The following is a 16,737-nucleotide window of genomic DNA, read 5'->3' on the forward strand; positions in this document are numbered from 1 at the left end:
GCTATTACCTGTTTCCCGCCGATTCCAGGGTCCGGGATTAGAGCAGCGGATATCTTCTGAGGCCCACCACTCCGCCCGCGGCAATCAGGGTTCCGCCGAAGGCCACCAGGATTCCAGCCACTGAGACGGTTGGAGCGATGGGATGGTCGCTCTGGGCGGGCGAACCGGGGTCGACCCGGGCGACGGCGGCAGCCGAGGCCGAATCTTGCGCCGAGGGACTCGGGCTGGAAACGGCCGGCGAAGGCGCTGCAACGCCGGTTGTGGCCGGTGGCGCCACCTGGGCAGGTGCCGGTTCAGCGGTCACCGCCGGCGAGGGCGTTGACGCGCCACCGGGAGGAACTACGACGCCGGGATCCGGTTGGGGTTGCGGTTGTACCGGTGGGCTGGCCGTGGCGGACGGTGTGGGTTTGACCGACGGCCGGGGAGACTGGGAGCTACTGGGAGAACACATCCCAACCACACCTAAGAGGCCCTGTGAACTGCAGGATTCGGCCCCTGCGGTCTCCGCGGGCGCAAGTGCGATGAGGCACAACGCGAAAGGGAGCGCGACCAGGGCAACTGGAACCTTCCGGCGAGTCATGGCTTCGACTCTACCTACTCCGCGGCAACTTGGCAGGGAGGCGGCGTTGGCCTCAATCCCCGAGCTGCCCCAGAATCCGGGCCAGCTCGGCGCGATCCTCTGCGCTGAGCCGGGCAAAGTACTCGGAGGACTTGCCGCGCCGTTCGGCACTGACCTTCGCAAAGAGCTGCTGCCCCGCGGGTGTGGCGGCGACAAGGGTGGCCCGCCGGTCCGTAGGGTCCGGATCGCGACGGACGAGGCCTTTGACCTCGAGCTGGTCCACCACTTCCGTGGCCGAACGCGGAGCAATGCGCAGGCGTTCCGCAAGGTCTTTCAGCCGCATCGGCTCACCGGGCGCCGGGCGCATCAGCGTCATCAGCGCCCGCCATTGGTGCGGCGTCAGCTCCCATGGAGACAGCTGTTCGGCCCAGGTCCTGCGCAGCCCCCGGAAAGCGGCATGGAAGAGATCGCCGAGGTCGGCAGAATCAGAGGGCTGTGAGTGCATGCTGCCAGTCTAGCAATTTGACCAGTAACCACATAGTGAGGTAGCCTCTGCATTAGTAGGCGCGATTCCCGCGCCCCGCTCGCCACTGGAGGTGGTGCTTATGACGGAGAATATCCTCACCCAAAATCCCCATCGACCGGGCACTGGAGCCCGAAGTCCCGGCCGCGGCCCTGCCCGCCTCAATCCCGCCGACCGCACCCAACTGAAACAGCATCCCGTGCGCCTCAAACGGATCGCCGGGCTGTTCTCACCGCACAAAGTGACCATTGCCGCCGTCGTGCTTCTCATCAGCGCTTCCAGCATCATCGGGCTGGCGCAGCCGTTCCTGGTCCGCCACATCATCGACGTCGCACTCCCCGGCAAGGATCTGCCGCTTCTCGCGTGGCTGGCCGCCGGATTGATTGCCGTAGCAGCCGCAACCGCACTCATCGGCGTGCTGCAGACATGGATGACCACGGGCATGGGCCAGAAGATCATGCACACGCTGCGCACACGCTTGTTCACCCACCTGCAGCAGCAATCACTGGGATTCTTTACCCGGACCCGCAGCGGCGAGGTGCAGTCGCGGTTGAACAACGACATTTCCGGCCTGCAGCAGGTCATCACCTCCACCGCCACCGGTGTTGCCTCGAATCTGACCACGGCCATTGCCACCGCCATCGCCATGGTGGCCATTTCACCCGGGCTCTCGCTCCTGTCCCTGATAGTGATCCCGCCGGCTGTCTGGTTCACCCGCCGGGTGGCCCTGCTCCGGCGCAACATCACGTCCACGCTCCAGAGCGAACTGGCCACCATGAACACGCAGGTCGAGGAAGGGCTGTCGGTCTCCGGCGTCCGGCTCTCCAAAACCCTCGGAACCACCAAGCGCGACGCCCACCGCTACACGGAAAGCTCCAGGCGGCTGATCGGTCTGGAGATGCGCTCCCAATTGGCCGGCCGCTGGCGGATGTCCACCATGGGCATCATCTTCTCGGCTATTCCGGCGCTCATCTACCTCGCCGCTGGACTGCCCGTCACGAGCGGAGGCATGACCATCGGCACGCTCGTGGCGTTTACGGCGCTGCAGTCCGCCATCTTCCGTCCCGTCATGAGCCTGCTGGACCTCGGCGTCCAGTGGGTCACTGCGATGGCCCTGTTCAGCCGCATTTTTGAGTACCTGGACTTGACTCCCGAGATCACGGCGCCGGCGCGGCCCGTCCCGCTGGACCCGGCCGCAGTGCGCGGCGAGGTCCGCTTCGAAGGCGTCCGTTTCGCGTACGACGGCGGCACTGAAGTGCTGCTCGGCATCGACCTCACGCTTCCGGCCGGCACCAGCACCGCAATCGTGGGCCCCACGGGCTCCGGGAAATCGACGCTGGGCTCGCTGGTCCCCCGCTTGCATGACGCCACAGCGGGACGGATCACCATTGATGGGGTTGACGTCCGCGACATCGCCCCGGAGGACCTGACGAAAATCGTGGGTGTCGTGTCCCAGGAGACCTACTTGATTCACGACACCATCCGGGAAAACCTGTTGCTGGCCGCACCCGGCGCGGACGACGCAGTCCTGTGGAGCGCGCTGGCCTCCGCGCAGATCGCGGACCTGGTCGCGAGCCTGCCCGACGGCTTGGACACCATGGTCGGAGCCCGTGGCCACCGGTTCTCCGGAGGAGAACAGCAGCGCTTGGCCATTGCCCGGACCATCCTGCGGAATCCCAAAGTGCTGGTCCTCGACGAGGCCACCTCCGCCCTGGACAACGCCACGGAGGCCCAGGTCCAGGCTGCGCTCGACCGCCTGGCCGTCGGCCGGACGACGCTGACCATCGCCCACCGGCTCTCCACCGTGGAGAAAGCTGAGCAGCTGGCAGTGCTGGCCCGGGGTGCCATTGTCGAAGTCGGCACTCCCGGCCAGCTTCTCGATGCCGGCGGCGCGTATGCACGGCTTGTCGAGGCCGGAGAGACGGTGGAGTTTGCCGGCGCCGCAACCCGCCTCACGGCATGAACCGGTATCCGATCCCCACCTCGGTGATCAGGTGGCGAGGGTTCCCCGGCTCCGGTTCCAGTTTCCGCCGGAGCTGCGCCATATACACGCGCAAGTAATTGGCTTCCTTGGCGTAGGCCGGGCCCCAGACCTCGCTGAGGAGCTGCTGTTGGGTGATCAGCTTCTCGGGATTGCGTACGAAGAGATCCAGGATCCGCCACTCCGTCGGTGTCAGCCGGACGTCTTCGCCGTCGCGGGTCACGCGTCTCATGGCCAAATCCGCAGTGAATGATTCAGTGACCAGCACGGGCGGTTCTTCGCCGGGTTCCGACGTGCGCCGCAGGATCGCCCGGAGACGCGCCAGCAGCTCGTCGAGCCCGAAGGGCTTGGTGATGTAGTCGTCCGCGCCGGCGTCGAGGGCTTCAACTTTGTCGTCGGAGCCGTGCCGGGCGGACAGGACCAGGATGGGCACGCTGCTCCATTCACGCAAGCGGGTGATGACCGTGGTTCCGTCGATGTCCGGCAAACCCAGGTCGAGGATCAAGACGCCCACCGGGTGCTGGGCTGCAGAGCGCAAGGCCGATTCGCCGTCGGCCGCGGTGGCCACGGTGTAACCGTGGGCCTGGAGCGTAATCCGAAGCGCCTTGACGATATGGGGATCGTCATCCACTACCAGGACGTTGCTCATCTCGCCTCCCCGGAGGCGCTATCTGAATTGCCCGACGGCGGCACATGGCGACGATGCAAGAGCACCGATTGCGCTTCCATGGGAGCTTGCGCCTCCTCGTGCGGGAACGCGACCCCTGTGGACAGCGGAAGCCGAATGACCATGGTCAGGCCGCCGCCCGGAGTCTCTTCCGCGGTGAGGGTGCCTCCCATCGCTTCCGTGAATCCCTTCGCCACGGCGAGCCCCAGCCCAACCCCGGTGGTGGAAGGGACGTCGTTGAGCCGCTGGAATGGCTGGAACATCCTGACCACGCTTTCGGCGGGGACGCCTTGGCCGTGGTCGATGATGCGCAGTTCTCCGGACGGCCTCCCGTCCAGGGCCGATGAACTGAAGCCACCCGAGGCTCCCACCAGCACAACATCGGAATCCGGTGCGTACTTGATGGCGTTCTCCACGATGTTTGCAATGACGCGTTCCAGCATCCCGGCGTCGGCGTCGATCTCCGGCATGTTTCCGGGCAGGTCGACCCGCACCCGCCCCTGCGGTATGCCATGGAGGGCGGTCGGGATCACCTCGTACCAGCGCACCGGGCGAATAAGTGCGTTCACCGAGTCAGAGGTAATGCGGGACATGTCCAGGAGGTTCCCCACGAGGACGTCGAGCCTGTCCGAGCATTCCTCGATCGTTGCCAGCAGTTCCTGTTCCTCCTCGGGTGTGTAATGCACGCTGCTTTGCCGCAAGCCGCCTACGGCCAATTTGATCCCTGCCAGCGGAGTCCGCAAGTCGTGGGAGACGGCGCGCAGGATGGAGGTGCGCATGGTGTTGCTCTCGGCCAAGCGCGTGACCTCCCGCCGGCTAGCTGCCAGCTGTCGCCGCTCAAGCTGGGCTGAGAGGTGCGCGCCGAAGGCGCTGAGCAACCGGCGGTCGCTGGCGGGCAGGATGCGGCCGGAAAGGACCAACCGGGTTCCGGCGTCGATCTGCTCGGTGTTTTCGCCGCCGTCGGGAGGGACGGGTGCGGCCTCCCCGGCTTTGGCGACGAGACGCCAGCCGCCGGGCGCACCGCCACCCGGGCCCCCCGCCTTGAATAACGCCGCACCGCGCATCTGGAACACGTCGAGGGCCTGGTTCAAGAGTCCTTCCACGGTGTCCTCGGCGCTCGATGCCCCCCGCGTGAGATCACCCAGGGTGGTGGCCTCGGCGCGGGCCCGGGCGGCTTCCTTGGAGCGCCTGGCCGAAACGTCCACCACGGCGGCCACAGCTGCTGAAACGCCCACGAAAACCAGCAACGCCAAGATGTTCTCGGGGTCGCTGATGGTCAGGGTTCCCACGGGCGGTATGGAGAAGAAGTTCACCAACAGGCTGCTCCACAGGGCACCGAGAAGGGCGGGCCACAACCCGCCGACCAGTGCCACGGCAACCGAGCCCGTGAGCTGGAGGAGTACCGCCGTCGCAATGCTGTGCGAAGGGCTCGCGGCCAGCAGGAGCTGCAAAGCGACCGGCAGGACCACCGCCATGGCAAACCCGACGATCACCCTGGTGCGGCCAAGGTCCCGCTGCCGCGGACGGTCGACGCCCCGGCCTCCCAAGGGATGCGAAACCATGTGCACGTCAATATCGCCGGAGTCGCGAACCACCCGGTTGCCGATCCCCCGGCCGGTCAGCCTGGCGACGAGGCTCCGTCGTCGGGAAATCCCGACGACGATTTGCGTCGCGTTCACGCTACGGGCGAAGTCAAGCAGGGCCTTCGCCGGGTCCTCCCCTGCCACGGTGTGGTAGCTGCCGCCCAAATCCCGCACCAACAGGCGCTGGGCTTCCAACGCCTGGGGAGATTCCGCGGCCACGCCATCGGCGGCGCGGACATGCACCGCGAGCAAGTCGCCGCCGTTGACGCGCTTGAGGATCCGGGCGGCGCGGCGGACGAGAATTTCCCCCTCGGGGCCGCCTGTGAGGCCGACTACTATGCGTTCGCGGGCGGGCCAGCTCGCCTCGATCCCCTGTTCCGAACGGTATTTCGCGAGCCCTTCATCCACCCGGTCAGCCAGCCACAGCAGTGCCAGTTCCCGTAATGCCGTCAGGTTGCCCATCCGGAAATAGTTGGACAGGGCTGCGTCGATCTTGTCCGCCGAGTAGATCTTGCCGTCGCCCAGCCGTTGCCGCAACAGCTCGGGTGAGATGTCCACGAGGTGGATTTGATCGGCCCGCCGCACCACGTCGTCGGGCACTGTCTCCGCCTGCCGGACGTCGGTGATGGCGCTCACGACGTCGCCAAGGGAAGCCAGGTGCTGCACGTTGACGGTGGAGAGGACGTTGATACCGGCGTCGAGCAGTTCCTCGACGTCTTGCCAGCGCTTGGGATTTCGGCTTCCCGGGATATTCGAGTGGGCGTATTCATCGACGACGGCGGTGCGCGGCTTGCGTGCCAGGACCGCGTCGAGGTCCATCTCCTCGAACGCCGTGTCCCGGTAAGCAATCGTGTGGGGTGGGATGACTTCCAGTCCGTCCATCAAGGCACGGGTGTCGCTGCGCCCGTGGTCCATGGCGAAAGCCACCGCCACGTCTTCCCCACGCCCGCGCAGCCGGTGGGCCTCTGCAAGCATGGCGTAGGTCTTACCTACCCCCGGGGCTGCCCCGAGGAAAATGCGCAGCGTTGCCCGTGCCATGTGGTCATTCTTTCACTTGTTGAACGCGGCGGTTCCCCGCGGGACCGGCAACGCTCGCTTGGCTGGTTTCCTTTAGTTGGCTAGTTGGCGGCCGCTGCGGCCACGTCCAGGTTCAACTCCGTGACGTTGACGGACGGCTGCCCCAGGAAGGCCTCGAGTCCGGTTACTGTGCGGCGGTCCACCATGGCCTGCACGGTTTCAGGACTCAGCCCGTGGGCCTTGGCCACCCTGGGCACCTGGAGGCGGGCATACGCTACCGAGATCTGCGGGTCCAGCCCGGAACCGCTCGCCGTCACGGCGTCGGCCGGTACGTCCGATTCCTTGACCCCCTCTTCGGCGGCGATAGCAGCACGGTTGGCTTTGACGGCGTCGAGCAGCTTGGGATCGTTGGGGCCCAGGTTGCTGGCGGTGGATGCCCCCGGGTCCCACTTGGCTGCCGAGGGGCGGGCGTGGAACCACAAGGGGTTCTGAATGCCGGCGTCGTTGGCGGAGACTTGGGCAATCAGCGCGGAAGCGGCGGGCTTGCCGGCCGAGTCTTTCACGATGGAGCCATTGGCTTGGAAGGGCGCAACGGCTTGGCTGATACCGAAAACCGCCAATGGGTAGATCAATCCAAGGACCACAGTGGCCAGGAGCAGGAACCGCAGGGCCGTTCCTGCTTGCCGAAGATATCCGGGAAGGGTATTCATGATGGACTCCTAGCCGATGCCGGGGATGAGGGAAATGAGCAGGTCGATGAGCTTGATCCCGATGAAAGGCGCTACGAGGCCGCCCAGGCCGTAGATCGCCAGGTTCCGGGCCAGGGCCTGGTTCGCCGAGACGGCACGGTATTTCACGCCGCGCAGGGCAAGTGGAACCAGCGCGATGATGATCAAGGCGTTGAAGATCACCGCGGAAAGGATGGCCGAGGAAGGCGAGGCCAGGCCCATGATGTTCAGCCGGCCAAGCCCCGGAAATACCGAGGTGAACAGGGCTGGAACGATCGCGAAGTACTTTGCGACGTCGTTCGCCACCGAGAACGTGGTCAGGGCGCCGCGGGTGATGAGCAGCTGTTTGCCGATGCCCACGATGTTGATGAGCTTGGTGGGATCCGAGTCCAGGTCCACCATATTGGCAGCCTCCTTGGCTGCTGGCGTACCCGAATTCATGGCGACCCCGACGTCCGCCGCGGCGAGCGCCGGGGCATCGTTGGTGCCGTCACCGGTCATGGCCACCAGCCGGCCTTCGCCCTGCTCTTCCTTGATGACGGCCATCTTGTCTTCCGGGGTGGCTTCAGCAACGAAGTGATCCACCCCGGCTTCGGCGGCGATCGCCTTGGCCGTGATCGGGTTGTCCCCCGTGATCATCACCGTCCGGATGCCCATCTTCCGCAGTTCGGCGAAGCGGGCGTGCATGCCCGGCTTGACCACATCCGCGAGGTGGATAGTCCCCAAGACCCGGGCTCCGCCGTCGTGCCCTACGCCGGCCACCAACAGCGGGGTGCCGCCTTGGGCCGAGATCTCCTGCACTTTGTGCTCCACTTCGGGAGGCGTGTGGCCGCCGGCCTCTGCGACAAAGTTGGCGACGGCGGTTGCGGCGCCCTTGCGGATCTTCGTTCCGTCGAGGTCAAGGCCGCTCATGCGGGTGCTTGCGCTGAACTCGACAATTGCGAACTCCTCCGAGCCCTTCAAGAGGGCGCCAAGGTCCGGGCCGCCCACGCCCTTTTCCGCCGCTAGGTCCACGATCGAGCGCCCCTCCGGCGTCTCGTCGGCCAAGCTGGATAGCCGGGCCGCTTCGATGAGTTCAGTCCGCTCAACGTCGTGGGCGGGGAAGAAGTTGACCGCGCGGCGATTGCCGTAGGTAATGGTGCCGGTCTTGTCGAGCAGGAGCGTGGTGATGTCTCCTGCGGTCTCCACGGCGCGGCCGGAAGTGGCCAGGACATTGTGCTGCACCAAACGGTCCATGCCTGCGATGCCAATGGCCGGCACGAGCGCCCCGATCGTCGTGGGGATGAGGCAGACAAGCAGCGCCACCAGCACGATTGGCGATGGTGTCGCCCCCGGCAGGGAAGCGAACGGCGCCAAGCTCATGGTAACCGCCAGGAAGACGACGGTGAGCGAGACAAGGAGGACGTGGAGGGCGATTTCGTTGGGTGTCTTTTGCCGGACGGCGCCTTCCACGAGCTTGATCATCCGGTCGATGAACGTTTCGCCCGCTTCGGCCGTAATGCGAACGGCGATGCGGTCTGAGAGGACCTTGGTGCCGCCGGTCACCGAGGAGCGGTCGCCGCCCGATTCACGGATCACGGGCGCCGATTCACCGGTGATGGTGGATTCGTCCACGCTCGCCAGGCCTTCGATGATTTCGCCGTCGGAGGGGATGACGTCCCCGGCTTCGCAGATCACGACGTCGTTCTTCCGCAGTTCCGTTCCCGGTACCTCTTTGAGGGTGCCGTCTTCTAGCCGAAGCCGGGCCACCACACCTTTCCTGCTGGCTCGCAGGCTGTCTGCCTGGGCTTTGCCGCGGCCCTCGGCGATGGCTTCTGACAAGGTCCCGAAGAGCACCGTCAGCCAAAGCCAGATTGTCACCGAGATGCCGAACACGGCCGGCTTGAGGATGCAGATGGCTGTGCAGAGAGCCGCCCCCACCAGCACGGTGAACATCACCGGCGAGTGGATCATCTGTCGCGGCCCCAGCTTCCGCACTGCAACCGGAAGGGCGGTCCGGATGCTGGCAAGGTCCAGTTTGGCCGGTGCCTTGGTGTGGTGTTTGTGCTCCCCGGGGGTGCCCAGGGGATTTCCGTCCGCGTAGGTTTGGGCGGCGGTGTCCGAGGCTAATGCCGTGTTGGACTTGGTAGTTGCCGTGCCGGACTTGGTCATTTGAGGAGTCCTTCTGCGAGGGGGCCCAAGGAGAGGGCCGGGAAGTAGCTCAAGGCGGTCATGATCACGGTGACGCCGAGCAAGAGGGAACCGAAGAGCCAGCCGTGGGTCGGGACGGTGCCGGACGACGCCGGGATCTTGGGTTGTTTCGCCAGCGAACCCGCCAAGGCCAGCACCAGGACCATGGGCAGGAAACGGCCCAGGAGCATGGCGATTCCAAGCATTGTGGACAGGTAGGGTCCGGAGGTGGTGATCCCGCCGAAGGCCGAGCCGTTGTTGTTGGCTCCGGAGGTGAAGGCGTAGAGCACTTCGCTGAATTGGTGCGGCCCGGAGGCCGGTGCGTTGGACATGGCGTCCGGGAGCAGGACCGTGATTCCAGCCGTGGCCAGCACGACGACGGGTGTCACGAGGATGTACATGGCCGTGAGCTTCATTTCCCGTGGTCCGATCTTCTTGCCCAGGAATTCCGGAGTGCGGCCCACCATGAGCCCGGCGATGAACACTGAGACAATCGCGAGGATGAGCAGGCCATAAAGCCCTGACCCTGTGCCGCCGGGGGCCACTTCGCCGAGCATCATGTTCACCATGGCGACACCGCCGGCCAGGGGCGGCAGGGAATCGTGGGCCACGTTGATGGCTCCCGTGGACGTCAGGGTGGTGGCCGTGGCAAAGATTGAACTTTGGGCCGCGCCGAAGCGCTGCTCGAAGCCTTCCCCCAGACCGCCTGCAGCAGCGGTTGCCGTTCCTTGCGCGGCGGCAAGGGCCCAGCCCATCAATACCGTGGACGTCAGCCAGAGCGTGCCCATGACACCCACTACCGTGTATCCCTGCCGTTGGTCCCCCACCATGCGGCCATAGGCGTACGGCAGGGCGGAGGGGATGAGCAGGATCAGGAAGACCTGGAACATGCTGATGAAGACGTTCGGGTTCTCGAACGGGTGCGCGGAATTGGCGTTGAAATAGCCGCCGCCGTTGGTGCCGAGGATCTTGATGGCTTCCTGGGAGGCTACTGGCCCACCGGGAATGGTCTGGGTGACACCTGTTGCCTGATTGGTGACGTCGGTGGACCAGAAGTTCTGGACCACGCCGCCGATCACCATCACGACGGCCGCGAGGACAGCCATCGGGAGCAGTACCCGGAACGAAATGCGGGCCAGGTCCACCCAGAAATTCCCCAGCCTGTCCGTCCGGGTCCGTGCGATGCCGCGGATCAGGGCGACCACCACCACGATTCCGACGGCGGCGGAGAGGAAGTTCTGCACGGCCAGGAGGCACATCTGCACGAAGATGCCCATGGTGGCTTCGGGGACGTACGTCTGCCAGTTGGTGTTCGTCGCGAAGGAGATGGCCGTGTTCATGGCCGTCCACGGATCAACGCCAGGCAGGGAATTGTTCCCGGGCGGCACGCCTTGGAGCCGCTGGAGCAGGAACACCACCAGGATGGACACGGCAGAGAAGACGAGCACGCTGCGCAGGTAGATGGACCAGCTCTGCTCGATATTTAGGTCCACCCCGGACAATCGGTAGAACAGCCGTTCCACCCGGGTTGACTTCTTTCCCTCAAACACGCTGGCGAGGTAAACGCCCAGCGGTTTGTGCACCAAGATCAGCAGCAAAAGCAGAACGGCTACCTGGGTGACGAAGGAGGCCATGCTGAAAACCATCCGGAATCACCACTTTTCCGGGTGGATCAAGACGGCCAGCAGGTAGCCGAACAGACACAAGCCTGCAATGAACAGGACCAACCACATCACGGCGTCCGCGCTCACTGCCCGTTCACCGGCCCATCGCCGTCGACGATTTTGCCCAGAAGGTGGGCAATCCACATCACGATCCCCATGGACACCACGAAGATCCCCACAACAGCCACGTCGGCCACTGGAACGTCCTTTCATCCGCGCCCCGTTTGCGGGGCTGATGTCAGTCAACTCCTTGGCAGGCCACCAAAATCGGTTCCTGATGGTTCCTTAACACGGCAAGGCCGAATCTTGACGGCTTCTTAACAGGTGCAACGCGGCTTCCGGGAAATCGACGTTAAGGATTCATCAAGATCGGCTTCAACCAGCGAAAACACCTGTAGTCGGTGCTATCTTCAGCAATGATCGCGGTGCCTGCGCGTCGCGCGGAAAGGACACCATGACTACCTTGAGCAGGCCCCCGGCCGATCCTTCGGCACCACGGCCCGGGGGTATGTCTTCCTTGCGGACGTGGTTGCTGTTCGGACTGCAGGACTCCAAAGGATCGCACCAAGGCCCGGGTGCGGTGGGCGATTCCCATCTGAAGAAGCATTCGTGGTGGCAGGTCATGTGCCTCACCGGCGTCGACTATTTTTCCACCCTCGGCTACCAGCCGGCCATCGCGGCATTGGCTGCGGGAGTGATCTCCCCCTTGGCCACCATCGTGCTGGTGGCCGTGACCCTGTTGGGCGCCCTGCCTGTGTACCACCGCGTCGCGGGAGAAAGCCACCGCGGCGAGGGATCCATCGCCATGCTGGAGCGCCTCTTGCCACGCTGGGGAGGGAAGCTCCTCGTCCTCGTCCTCCTCGGGTTCGCGGCAACGGACTTCATGATCACCATGACCCTCTCTGCCGCGGACGCCACGGCCCACGCGATCCAGAATCCGCTCGCCCCGGGCTGGCTGCAGGGACAGAACATCCTGGTGACGTTGTTCCTGCTGGCCCTGCTGGCGGCGGTATTCCTGCGTGGATTCAAGGAAGCCATTGGCGTGGCGGTCGTTCTCGTCATCGTCTATCTGAGCCTCAACGTCGTCGTCGTGTTCTCAACGTTCGTGGAAGTGTTCGCCCATCCGGTCGCAGTGGGCGACTGGTGGCATGCACTCTCGACGTCACACGGAAACCCTTTCATGGTGATCGGCATTGCGCTACTCGTTTTTCCCAAACTCGCCTTGGGCCTGTCCGGTTTCGAGACCGGAGTCGCCGTGATGCCCCAGATCCGTGGTCGTGCCTCGGACACCGAGGAAAACCCTGCCGGACGGATCAAGGGAACCCGCCGCCTCCTGACCACGGCAGCAGTCATCATGAGCTCATTCCTGATCGCTACCAGCTTCACCACCGTTGTGCTGATTCCGGATCAGGAATTCCAGCCCGGCGGGCAGGCCAATGGACGCGCCCTGGCGTTTTTGGCGCACCAATATCTCGGCGTGGGGTTCGGCACCGTCTACGACCTCAGCACCATCGCCATCCTGTGGTTCGCAGGCGCCTCCGCCATGGCCGGGCTGCTGAACCTGGTCCCGCGGTACCTGCCGCGATACGGGATGGCACCCGGATGGGCCCGGGCAGTGCGCCCGCTGGTGTTGGTGTTCACCCTCATCGGGTTCCTGATCACCTTCCTTTTCAACGCCGACGTCGATGCACAGGGCGGTGCGTATGCCACCGGCGTGTTGGTGCTGATGACATCTGCAGCCTTGGCGGTGACCCTCTCCGCGCGCCGCTTGAGGCAGCGCAAGCGCACTGTCGGATTCGGCATCATCGCCCTCGTCTTCATCTACACAACAATTGCCAACATCTTCGAACGTCCCGAAGGCATCCGGATCGCCGCAATCTTTATCGTGGGAATCATCGTGATCTCCCTGCTTTCCAGGATCCGGCGCTCCTTTGAACTCCACGCCACCCACGTCCATCTGGACCGCCAGGCGCTGGAATTCATGTCCACCAACCTGAGCGGCCCGATTGCGCTCATCGCCCACGAACCCCTCCGCCTCACTGCGGAGGCCTACCGGGACAAACTCACCTCAGCCATTGAAGTCAGCCACATTCCGGTGGATTACCAGGCGCTCTTCCTGGAAGTGATCGTGGACGATTCCTCCGACTTCGAAACCGCACTCGAGGTCCACGGCGTGGTCCGGCACGGGCACCAGATCCTTGAAGTCCACGGGCCCGTGGTCCCGAACACCATCGCCTCGGTGCTGCTGCACATCCGCGACGTGACCGGCCTCATGCCGCACATCTACTTCCGCTGGACCGAAGGCAACCCGGTCATCAATCTCCTTCGCTTCCTGTTCCTCGGCGAAGGAGAGATCGCTCCGGTCACCAGGGAAGTCCTGCGTGAAGCCGAACCCGATGTCAGCCGGCGCCCGTGGGTCCATGTCGGCTGAGCGTTGCCACTCGGCGCCCAGGAAGCACTGCTTTCAGGGCCGCTCCGGCACCTCGCCGTTCGCTACCGCTTCGACCCAGTCGACAGCCTCATCGGAGAGGTAGAACCCCGAAGGCCCACTCTCACCAACCCACCACGCATCGGAAGTAATGACGCCTCCAACGTGGGCGATCTCGGCAACCACATCGGGGGACACCACGTCGCCGTTGTTCTCTATCAGCCATTTTTGGGTGGACGGCTTCAGCTTCGGCCACCAGTGCTCGATACTCATGGCCGAAGTCTGACATGCCTGCCCCCATTTGCTCGAGCCTTGCCCGTTAAGAGAGTGCTAAATCTGCGCCTGCCAGCATATGGATCCCATTAAGATCCGGGAGGGCGCTGTGTTCGGTGATCTGATGAAAGGGAGGAATCCATGGCCAACGGGGCCGTGGACGGGTCCTCCGCAGGAGATGAATTCACCATGAAGCGCATTGCGTTGACCAAGGGAACGGTGCCCGATGCCACGGTCCCGGGCACGCACCCGAAAGATTACGTCGTGGTCGATGACATCGGCGAGTTCACCTATTACCCGTCCGAGGGCGCGATGCTGGAAGACCTCGAGTATGTGGACGAAGCAGCCTGCGTCCTTGACCGGGAAGGCAACGACTGCCGCCTCACCCTGGATAAGGACAGAGACCTTTGCCTCGGTCCCTCGTTCGGGCTTGTGGAATTCAGCTGGCTCCGCCAGGCATGGATGAACAACCGGCACCGGAATCTGCAGGCCCATCGCTTGCAGCGCTTCTTCCCGGCAACCCGCGAGGCCCTCGTGGCCGAATTGTTCGAAACCCTTACCCTCGAATGCGCCCGGAATGCCAACGGGACACCCTGGGTGCTGCATGTAGGTGGAGAGGAAGCGCACCCGGCGACACTGAGGGACCTAGATGGGCTCCTTGCAGGGCTGGATCACCTTGAACAGGCCACCGTGCGGGACCCTTTCGGCCATGAATACAGGCCAGTCCGCCACCAGACCCACCGGCACCTCGCCCCAGGCGCAGGCCCGATCTACTACATCGAGATTCACCCCCGCGGACGCGAACTCCGGCAGCCAAGAGTCCAACACTGAGGCACCATTTTCGTCACGCGTGCATAGCCAATCAGTTTCGTCCTGCTCTGCACCGATGTCTCATAACTAATGGTGCATACGCCAACTTGATCAGAAGGTTTCGAGACGCGCCCGCCCACTTCTTTTGGTCCTCCCCGGTCAGTTTTGGGGTTTTACTGCGTGTTTGGGGGCAAGCGGCTCCTGCTCGGCGGAGTCCTCCAACGTGTCAGTTGCTCTCTCTTTTTTCTGTACCCTGCGGGCCCATGCTGAGGTCACGATGGGGCAGAGTATTGCGGAGACGACGACCGAGGCTGCCACGAGGACGGTGGCGTGGTTAGCGGCTGGGGCGTAGACGGGGTTGGCGGTGGCGATGATGGCCGGGACAAGGGCGGCGTTGCCGGCTGTGGTTGCTGCGGCGAGGCCGGCGACGCCGTCGCCGCCGGTGAGCTTGTCGGCCAATAGCAGCACGGCGCCGCCGACGAAGACCACGAACAGGCCGAGGACGATGCCGAGCAGTCCTGCTTCGACGACTGCGTTGAGGTTGATGGTCAGGCCGAGGGCCAGGCCGAGGAACGGCACCATCGCGGGCACCAGCGGGGCCAGGAGATTCCGCATGTTTTTGTCCAAGTTTCCCAGGAGCATGCCCAGTGCCAGCGGGAGGATGGCGCCGACGAGTGCCTGCCAGGGGAAGGCGGACAGGCCGGCGATGCCGAGGGTGACCATGGTCAGGAAGGGGCCTGATTCCAGGGACAGGATGGAGTAGGCGCCCGCGTCGCGTTTGCGGCCGTACTGGCCCATGAGGGAGATGTAAAGACCGCCGTTGGTGTCGTTGAGTGCGGCGACGAGTGCGAGGGTTGAGAGGCCTGCGAGGATTCCTGAGTCGATGGGTGCTTCGCCGAGGAAGCGTCCGGCGATGACGCCGATGAGGATGGCGAAGAGGATCTTGGAGCCCAGCAGCACGCCGCCTTTTTTGAGGATGTAGGGCGTGGATTTCACTTCGAGTGTTGCGCCGAGGCATACGAAGAACACGGCCAGGAGGGGTGCCAGGCCGGTGAAGAATGCGCCGGTGAAGGATCCGAAGAATTTTCCTGCGTCAGGTGCCAGGGTATGGATGACGGCGCCGATGCCAAGGGGCACCAGCATCATGCCGCCGGGGACTTTGTCCAGGGCTTTCTTGATGGGAATCGACATTGATTTCTCCTGTGAATGGCTGGGGTGTGCTTGGTCCGCGCGCTCGGGGGGGCGGGTGCGCGGGTGGGGGGTGTGTTTAGCCCAGGCCCGGGATGAGCAGGACTTTGCAGGCGTCTGCGGTGAGCAGTTCGACGGCTTCGTCGATGTCGCTGAGCTTCTTGCGGTGGGTGATGAGCCAGTCCAGTTCCAGCCTTCCGGAATCGAGGAGCAGCAGGCTTTGTTCCCAGGTTTCCCAGAGCCGGCGTCCGAAGATGCCGCGCAGGGTGATGCCCTTTTTGCTGATGTAGGCGGCGATGTCGACTTCTGCGGGGCGGCTGGGGTGTCCGACGGTGATGACGGTCGCTTCGCGGCGGACGGCTTCGAAGAGTGTTGTCAGGGTGCCGGGGGCTCCGGAGCATTCGAAGGCGACGTCGAAGCCGCCGCGGCGGCCGGTCAGTTCGCGGCAGCGGTCGATGATGCCGTCGTTGGGGTGCAGGGCTGTCGCGCCGAGTTTCTCGGCTTGGGCCCTTCGGTAGGGGTTGGGGTCGACGGCGATGACATGGCTGGCGCCCATGAGTAGTGCCAGGTTCACGACGACGAGTCCGACGGGGCCGGCGCCGCTGACGAGCACGGCCCGGCCTGCGACGGAGTAGTTGGCGCGCTGGATGGCGTGGACGGCGACGCCGGCGGCTTCGAGCAGGGCCCCGGATTCCAGGGACAGGCCGGTGGGGAGCTTGACGCAGATTTCTTGCGGGACGGCTGCGTACTCGGCGAAGACACCGTCGATGTGCATGCCGAGGATGCCGGTGCGTTCGCAGGTGTGTGCGTCGCCGGTGCGGCAGGGGAAGCACTGGCCGCAGGTGAGGTGGCTTTCGAGGGCGACCTGGTCGCCGACCTTGAGCCCGGTGACGCCGGGGCCGACTTCGATGATGGTTCCTGCGCCTTCGTGGCCGAGGATGACCGGGAGGTTGAGGTTGAATGCCTGGGCTGAGGGGGTCCATTCGTAGAGTTCGCGGTCGGTGCCGCACAGGGAGGCTGCGCCGACTTCGATGACGACGGAGCCTTCTGTTGCTTTGGGATCGCCGGCGTCGGTGACGTAGGTGACGCCTCGCTCGGCTGCGTTCTTGACTACTGCCCGCATGGGGGCCGCCTTTCGTTGGTTCTG

The 16,737-nt window shown here is 64.7% G+C and carries 14 protein-coding genes; 3 read left to right on the forward strand and 11 right to left on the reverse strand.

The window, feature by feature from the left end; all coding sequences use genetic code 11:
- Positions 1-37 precede the first annotated feature (37 nt).
- Positions 38-580, reverse strand: a complete 543-nt coding sequence (locus tag LFT47_RS20520) for a hypothetical protein (protein WP_236813643.1) — start codon at positions 578-580, stop codon at positions 38-40.
- A 52-nt stretch (positions 581-632) separates the two neighbouring features.
- On the reverse strand, positions 633-1,064 hold the full coding sequence (locus LFT47_RS20525) for a MarR family winged helix-turn-helix transcriptional regulator (protein ID WP_236813645.1): 432 nt from the start codon (positions 1,062-1,064) through the stop codon (positions 633-635).
- Positions 1,065-1,164: 100 nt separating this feature from the next.
- Between LFT47_RS20525 and LFT47_RS20530 the strand changes: the two genes are divergently transcribed.
- Positions 1,165-3,045 (forward strand): ABC transporter ATP-binding protein, encoded by a 1,881-nt coding sequence (locus LFT47_RS20530; RefSeq protein WP_236813647.1) that lies wholly within the window; start codon positions 1,165-1,167, stop codon positions 3,043-3,045.
- On the opposite strand, the gene LFT47_RS20535 is transcribed toward LFT47_RS20530, so the two are convergent.
- The 6 genes from LFT47_RS20535 to LFT47_RS20560 all read right to left on the reverse strand — a co-directional run bounded on the left by LFT47_RS20535 (position 3,035) and on the right by LFT47_RS20560 (position 10,960).
- A complete protein-coding gene (locus LFT47_RS20535; RefSeq protein ID WP_236813649.1) occupies positions 3,035-3,712 on the reverse strand; it encodes a response regulator in 678 nt (225 codons plus the stop codon). The genes LFT47_RS20530 and LFT47_RS20535 overlap by 11 nt on opposite strands.
- Positions 3,709-6,351 (reverse strand): ATP-binding protein, encoded by a 2,643-nt coding sequence (locus LFT47_RS20540; RefSeq protein ID WP_236813651.1) that lies wholly within the window; start codon positions 6,349-6,351, stop codon positions 3,709-3,711. The genes LFT47_RS20535 and LFT47_RS20540 overlap by 4 nt, the downstream gene beginning before the upstream one ends.
- 80 nt (positions 6,352-6,431) lie before the next feature.
- Positions 6,432-7,040 (reverse strand): K(+)-transporting ATPase subunit C, encoded by a 609-nt coding sequence (gene kdpC / locus LFT47_RS20545; RefSeq protein WP_236813652.1) that lies wholly within the window; start codon positions 7,038-7,040, stop codon positions 6,432-6,434.
- 9 nt (positions 7,041-7,049) lie between these two features.
- Positions 7,050-9,209, reverse strand: coding sequence for a potassium-transporting ATPase subunit KdpB (gene kdpB / locus LFT47_RS20550; protein ID WP_236813655.1), 2,160 nt, complete (start codon positions 9,207-9,209; stop codon positions 7,050-7,052).
- Positions 9,206-10,873 (reverse strand): potassium-transporting ATPase subunit KdpA, encoded by a 1,668-nt coding sequence (gene kdpA / locus LFT47_RS20555; protein WP_236813657.1) that lies wholly within the window; start codon positions 10,871-10,873, stop codon positions 9,206-9,208. The genes kdpB and kdpA overlap by 4 nt, the downstream gene beginning before the upstream one ends.
- Positions 10,874-10,879: 6 nt before the next feature.
- Positions 10,880-10,960: a potassium-transporting ATPase subunit F gene (locus LFT47_RS20560; RefSeq protein ID WP_231497388.1), complete on the reverse strand. Its 81-nt coding sequence runs from the start codon at positions 10,958-10,960 to the stop codon at positions 10,880-10,882.
- 385 nt (positions 10,961-11,345) lie between these two features.
- Between LFT47_RS20560 and LFT47_RS20565 the strand changes: the two genes are divergently transcribed.
- Entirely contained in the window at positions 11,346-13,322 is a 1,977-nt protein-coding gene (locus tag LFT47_RS20565) for an amino acid transporter (protein WP_236813659.1), read from the forward strand.
- Positions 13,323-13,355: 33 nt separating this feature from the next.
- Here LFT47_RS20565 and LFT47_RS20570 read toward each other — a convergent pair whose 3' ends face one another.
- Complete coding sequence (locus LFT47_RS20570; RefSeq protein ID WP_236813661.1) at positions 13,356-13,592, reverse strand: hypothetical protein; 237 nt, start codon at positions 13,590-13,592, stop codon at positions 13,356-13,358.
- Between the two features lie 141 nt (positions 13,593-13,733).
- Here LFT47_RS20570 and LFT47_RS20575 point away from each other — a divergent pair, with 141 nt between their 5' ends.
- Positions 13,734-14,423: a hypothetical protein gene (locus LFT47_RS20575; RefSeq protein WP_236813663.1), complete on the forward strand. Its 690-nt coding sequence runs from the start codon at positions 13,734-13,736 to the stop codon at positions 14,421-14,423.
- A 138-nt stretch (positions 14,424-14,561) separates the two neighbouring features.
- Here the strand turns inward: LFT47_RS20575 and LFT47_RS20580 are convergent, their stop codons facing one another.
- The gene (locus LFT47_RS20580) at positions 14,562-15,593 is read right to left on the reverse strand and encodes a 2-keto-3-deoxygluconate permease (RefSeq protein WP_236813665.1); all 1,032 of its coding nucleotides are present in this window, start codon (positions 15,591-15,593) and stop codon (positions 14,562-14,564) included.
- Positions 15,594-15,669: 76 nt separating this feature from the next.
- Positions 15,670-16,713 carry a zinc-dependent alcohol dehydrogenase gene (locus LFT47_RS20585; protein WP_236813667.1) on the reverse strand — a complete coding sequence of 348 codons (1,044 nt, stop codon included), beginning with the start codon at positions 16,711-16,713 and terminating at the stop codon, positions 15,670-15,672.
- Between the last annotated feature and the right edge of the window lie 24 nt (positions 16,714-16,737).

The organism is Arthrobacter sp. FW306-2-2C-D06B (genome assembly GCF_021789175.1).
In the GTDB taxonomy this organism is placed as follows: domain Bacteria; phylum Actinomycetota; class Actinomycetes; order Actinomycetales; family Micrococcaceae; genus Arthrobacter.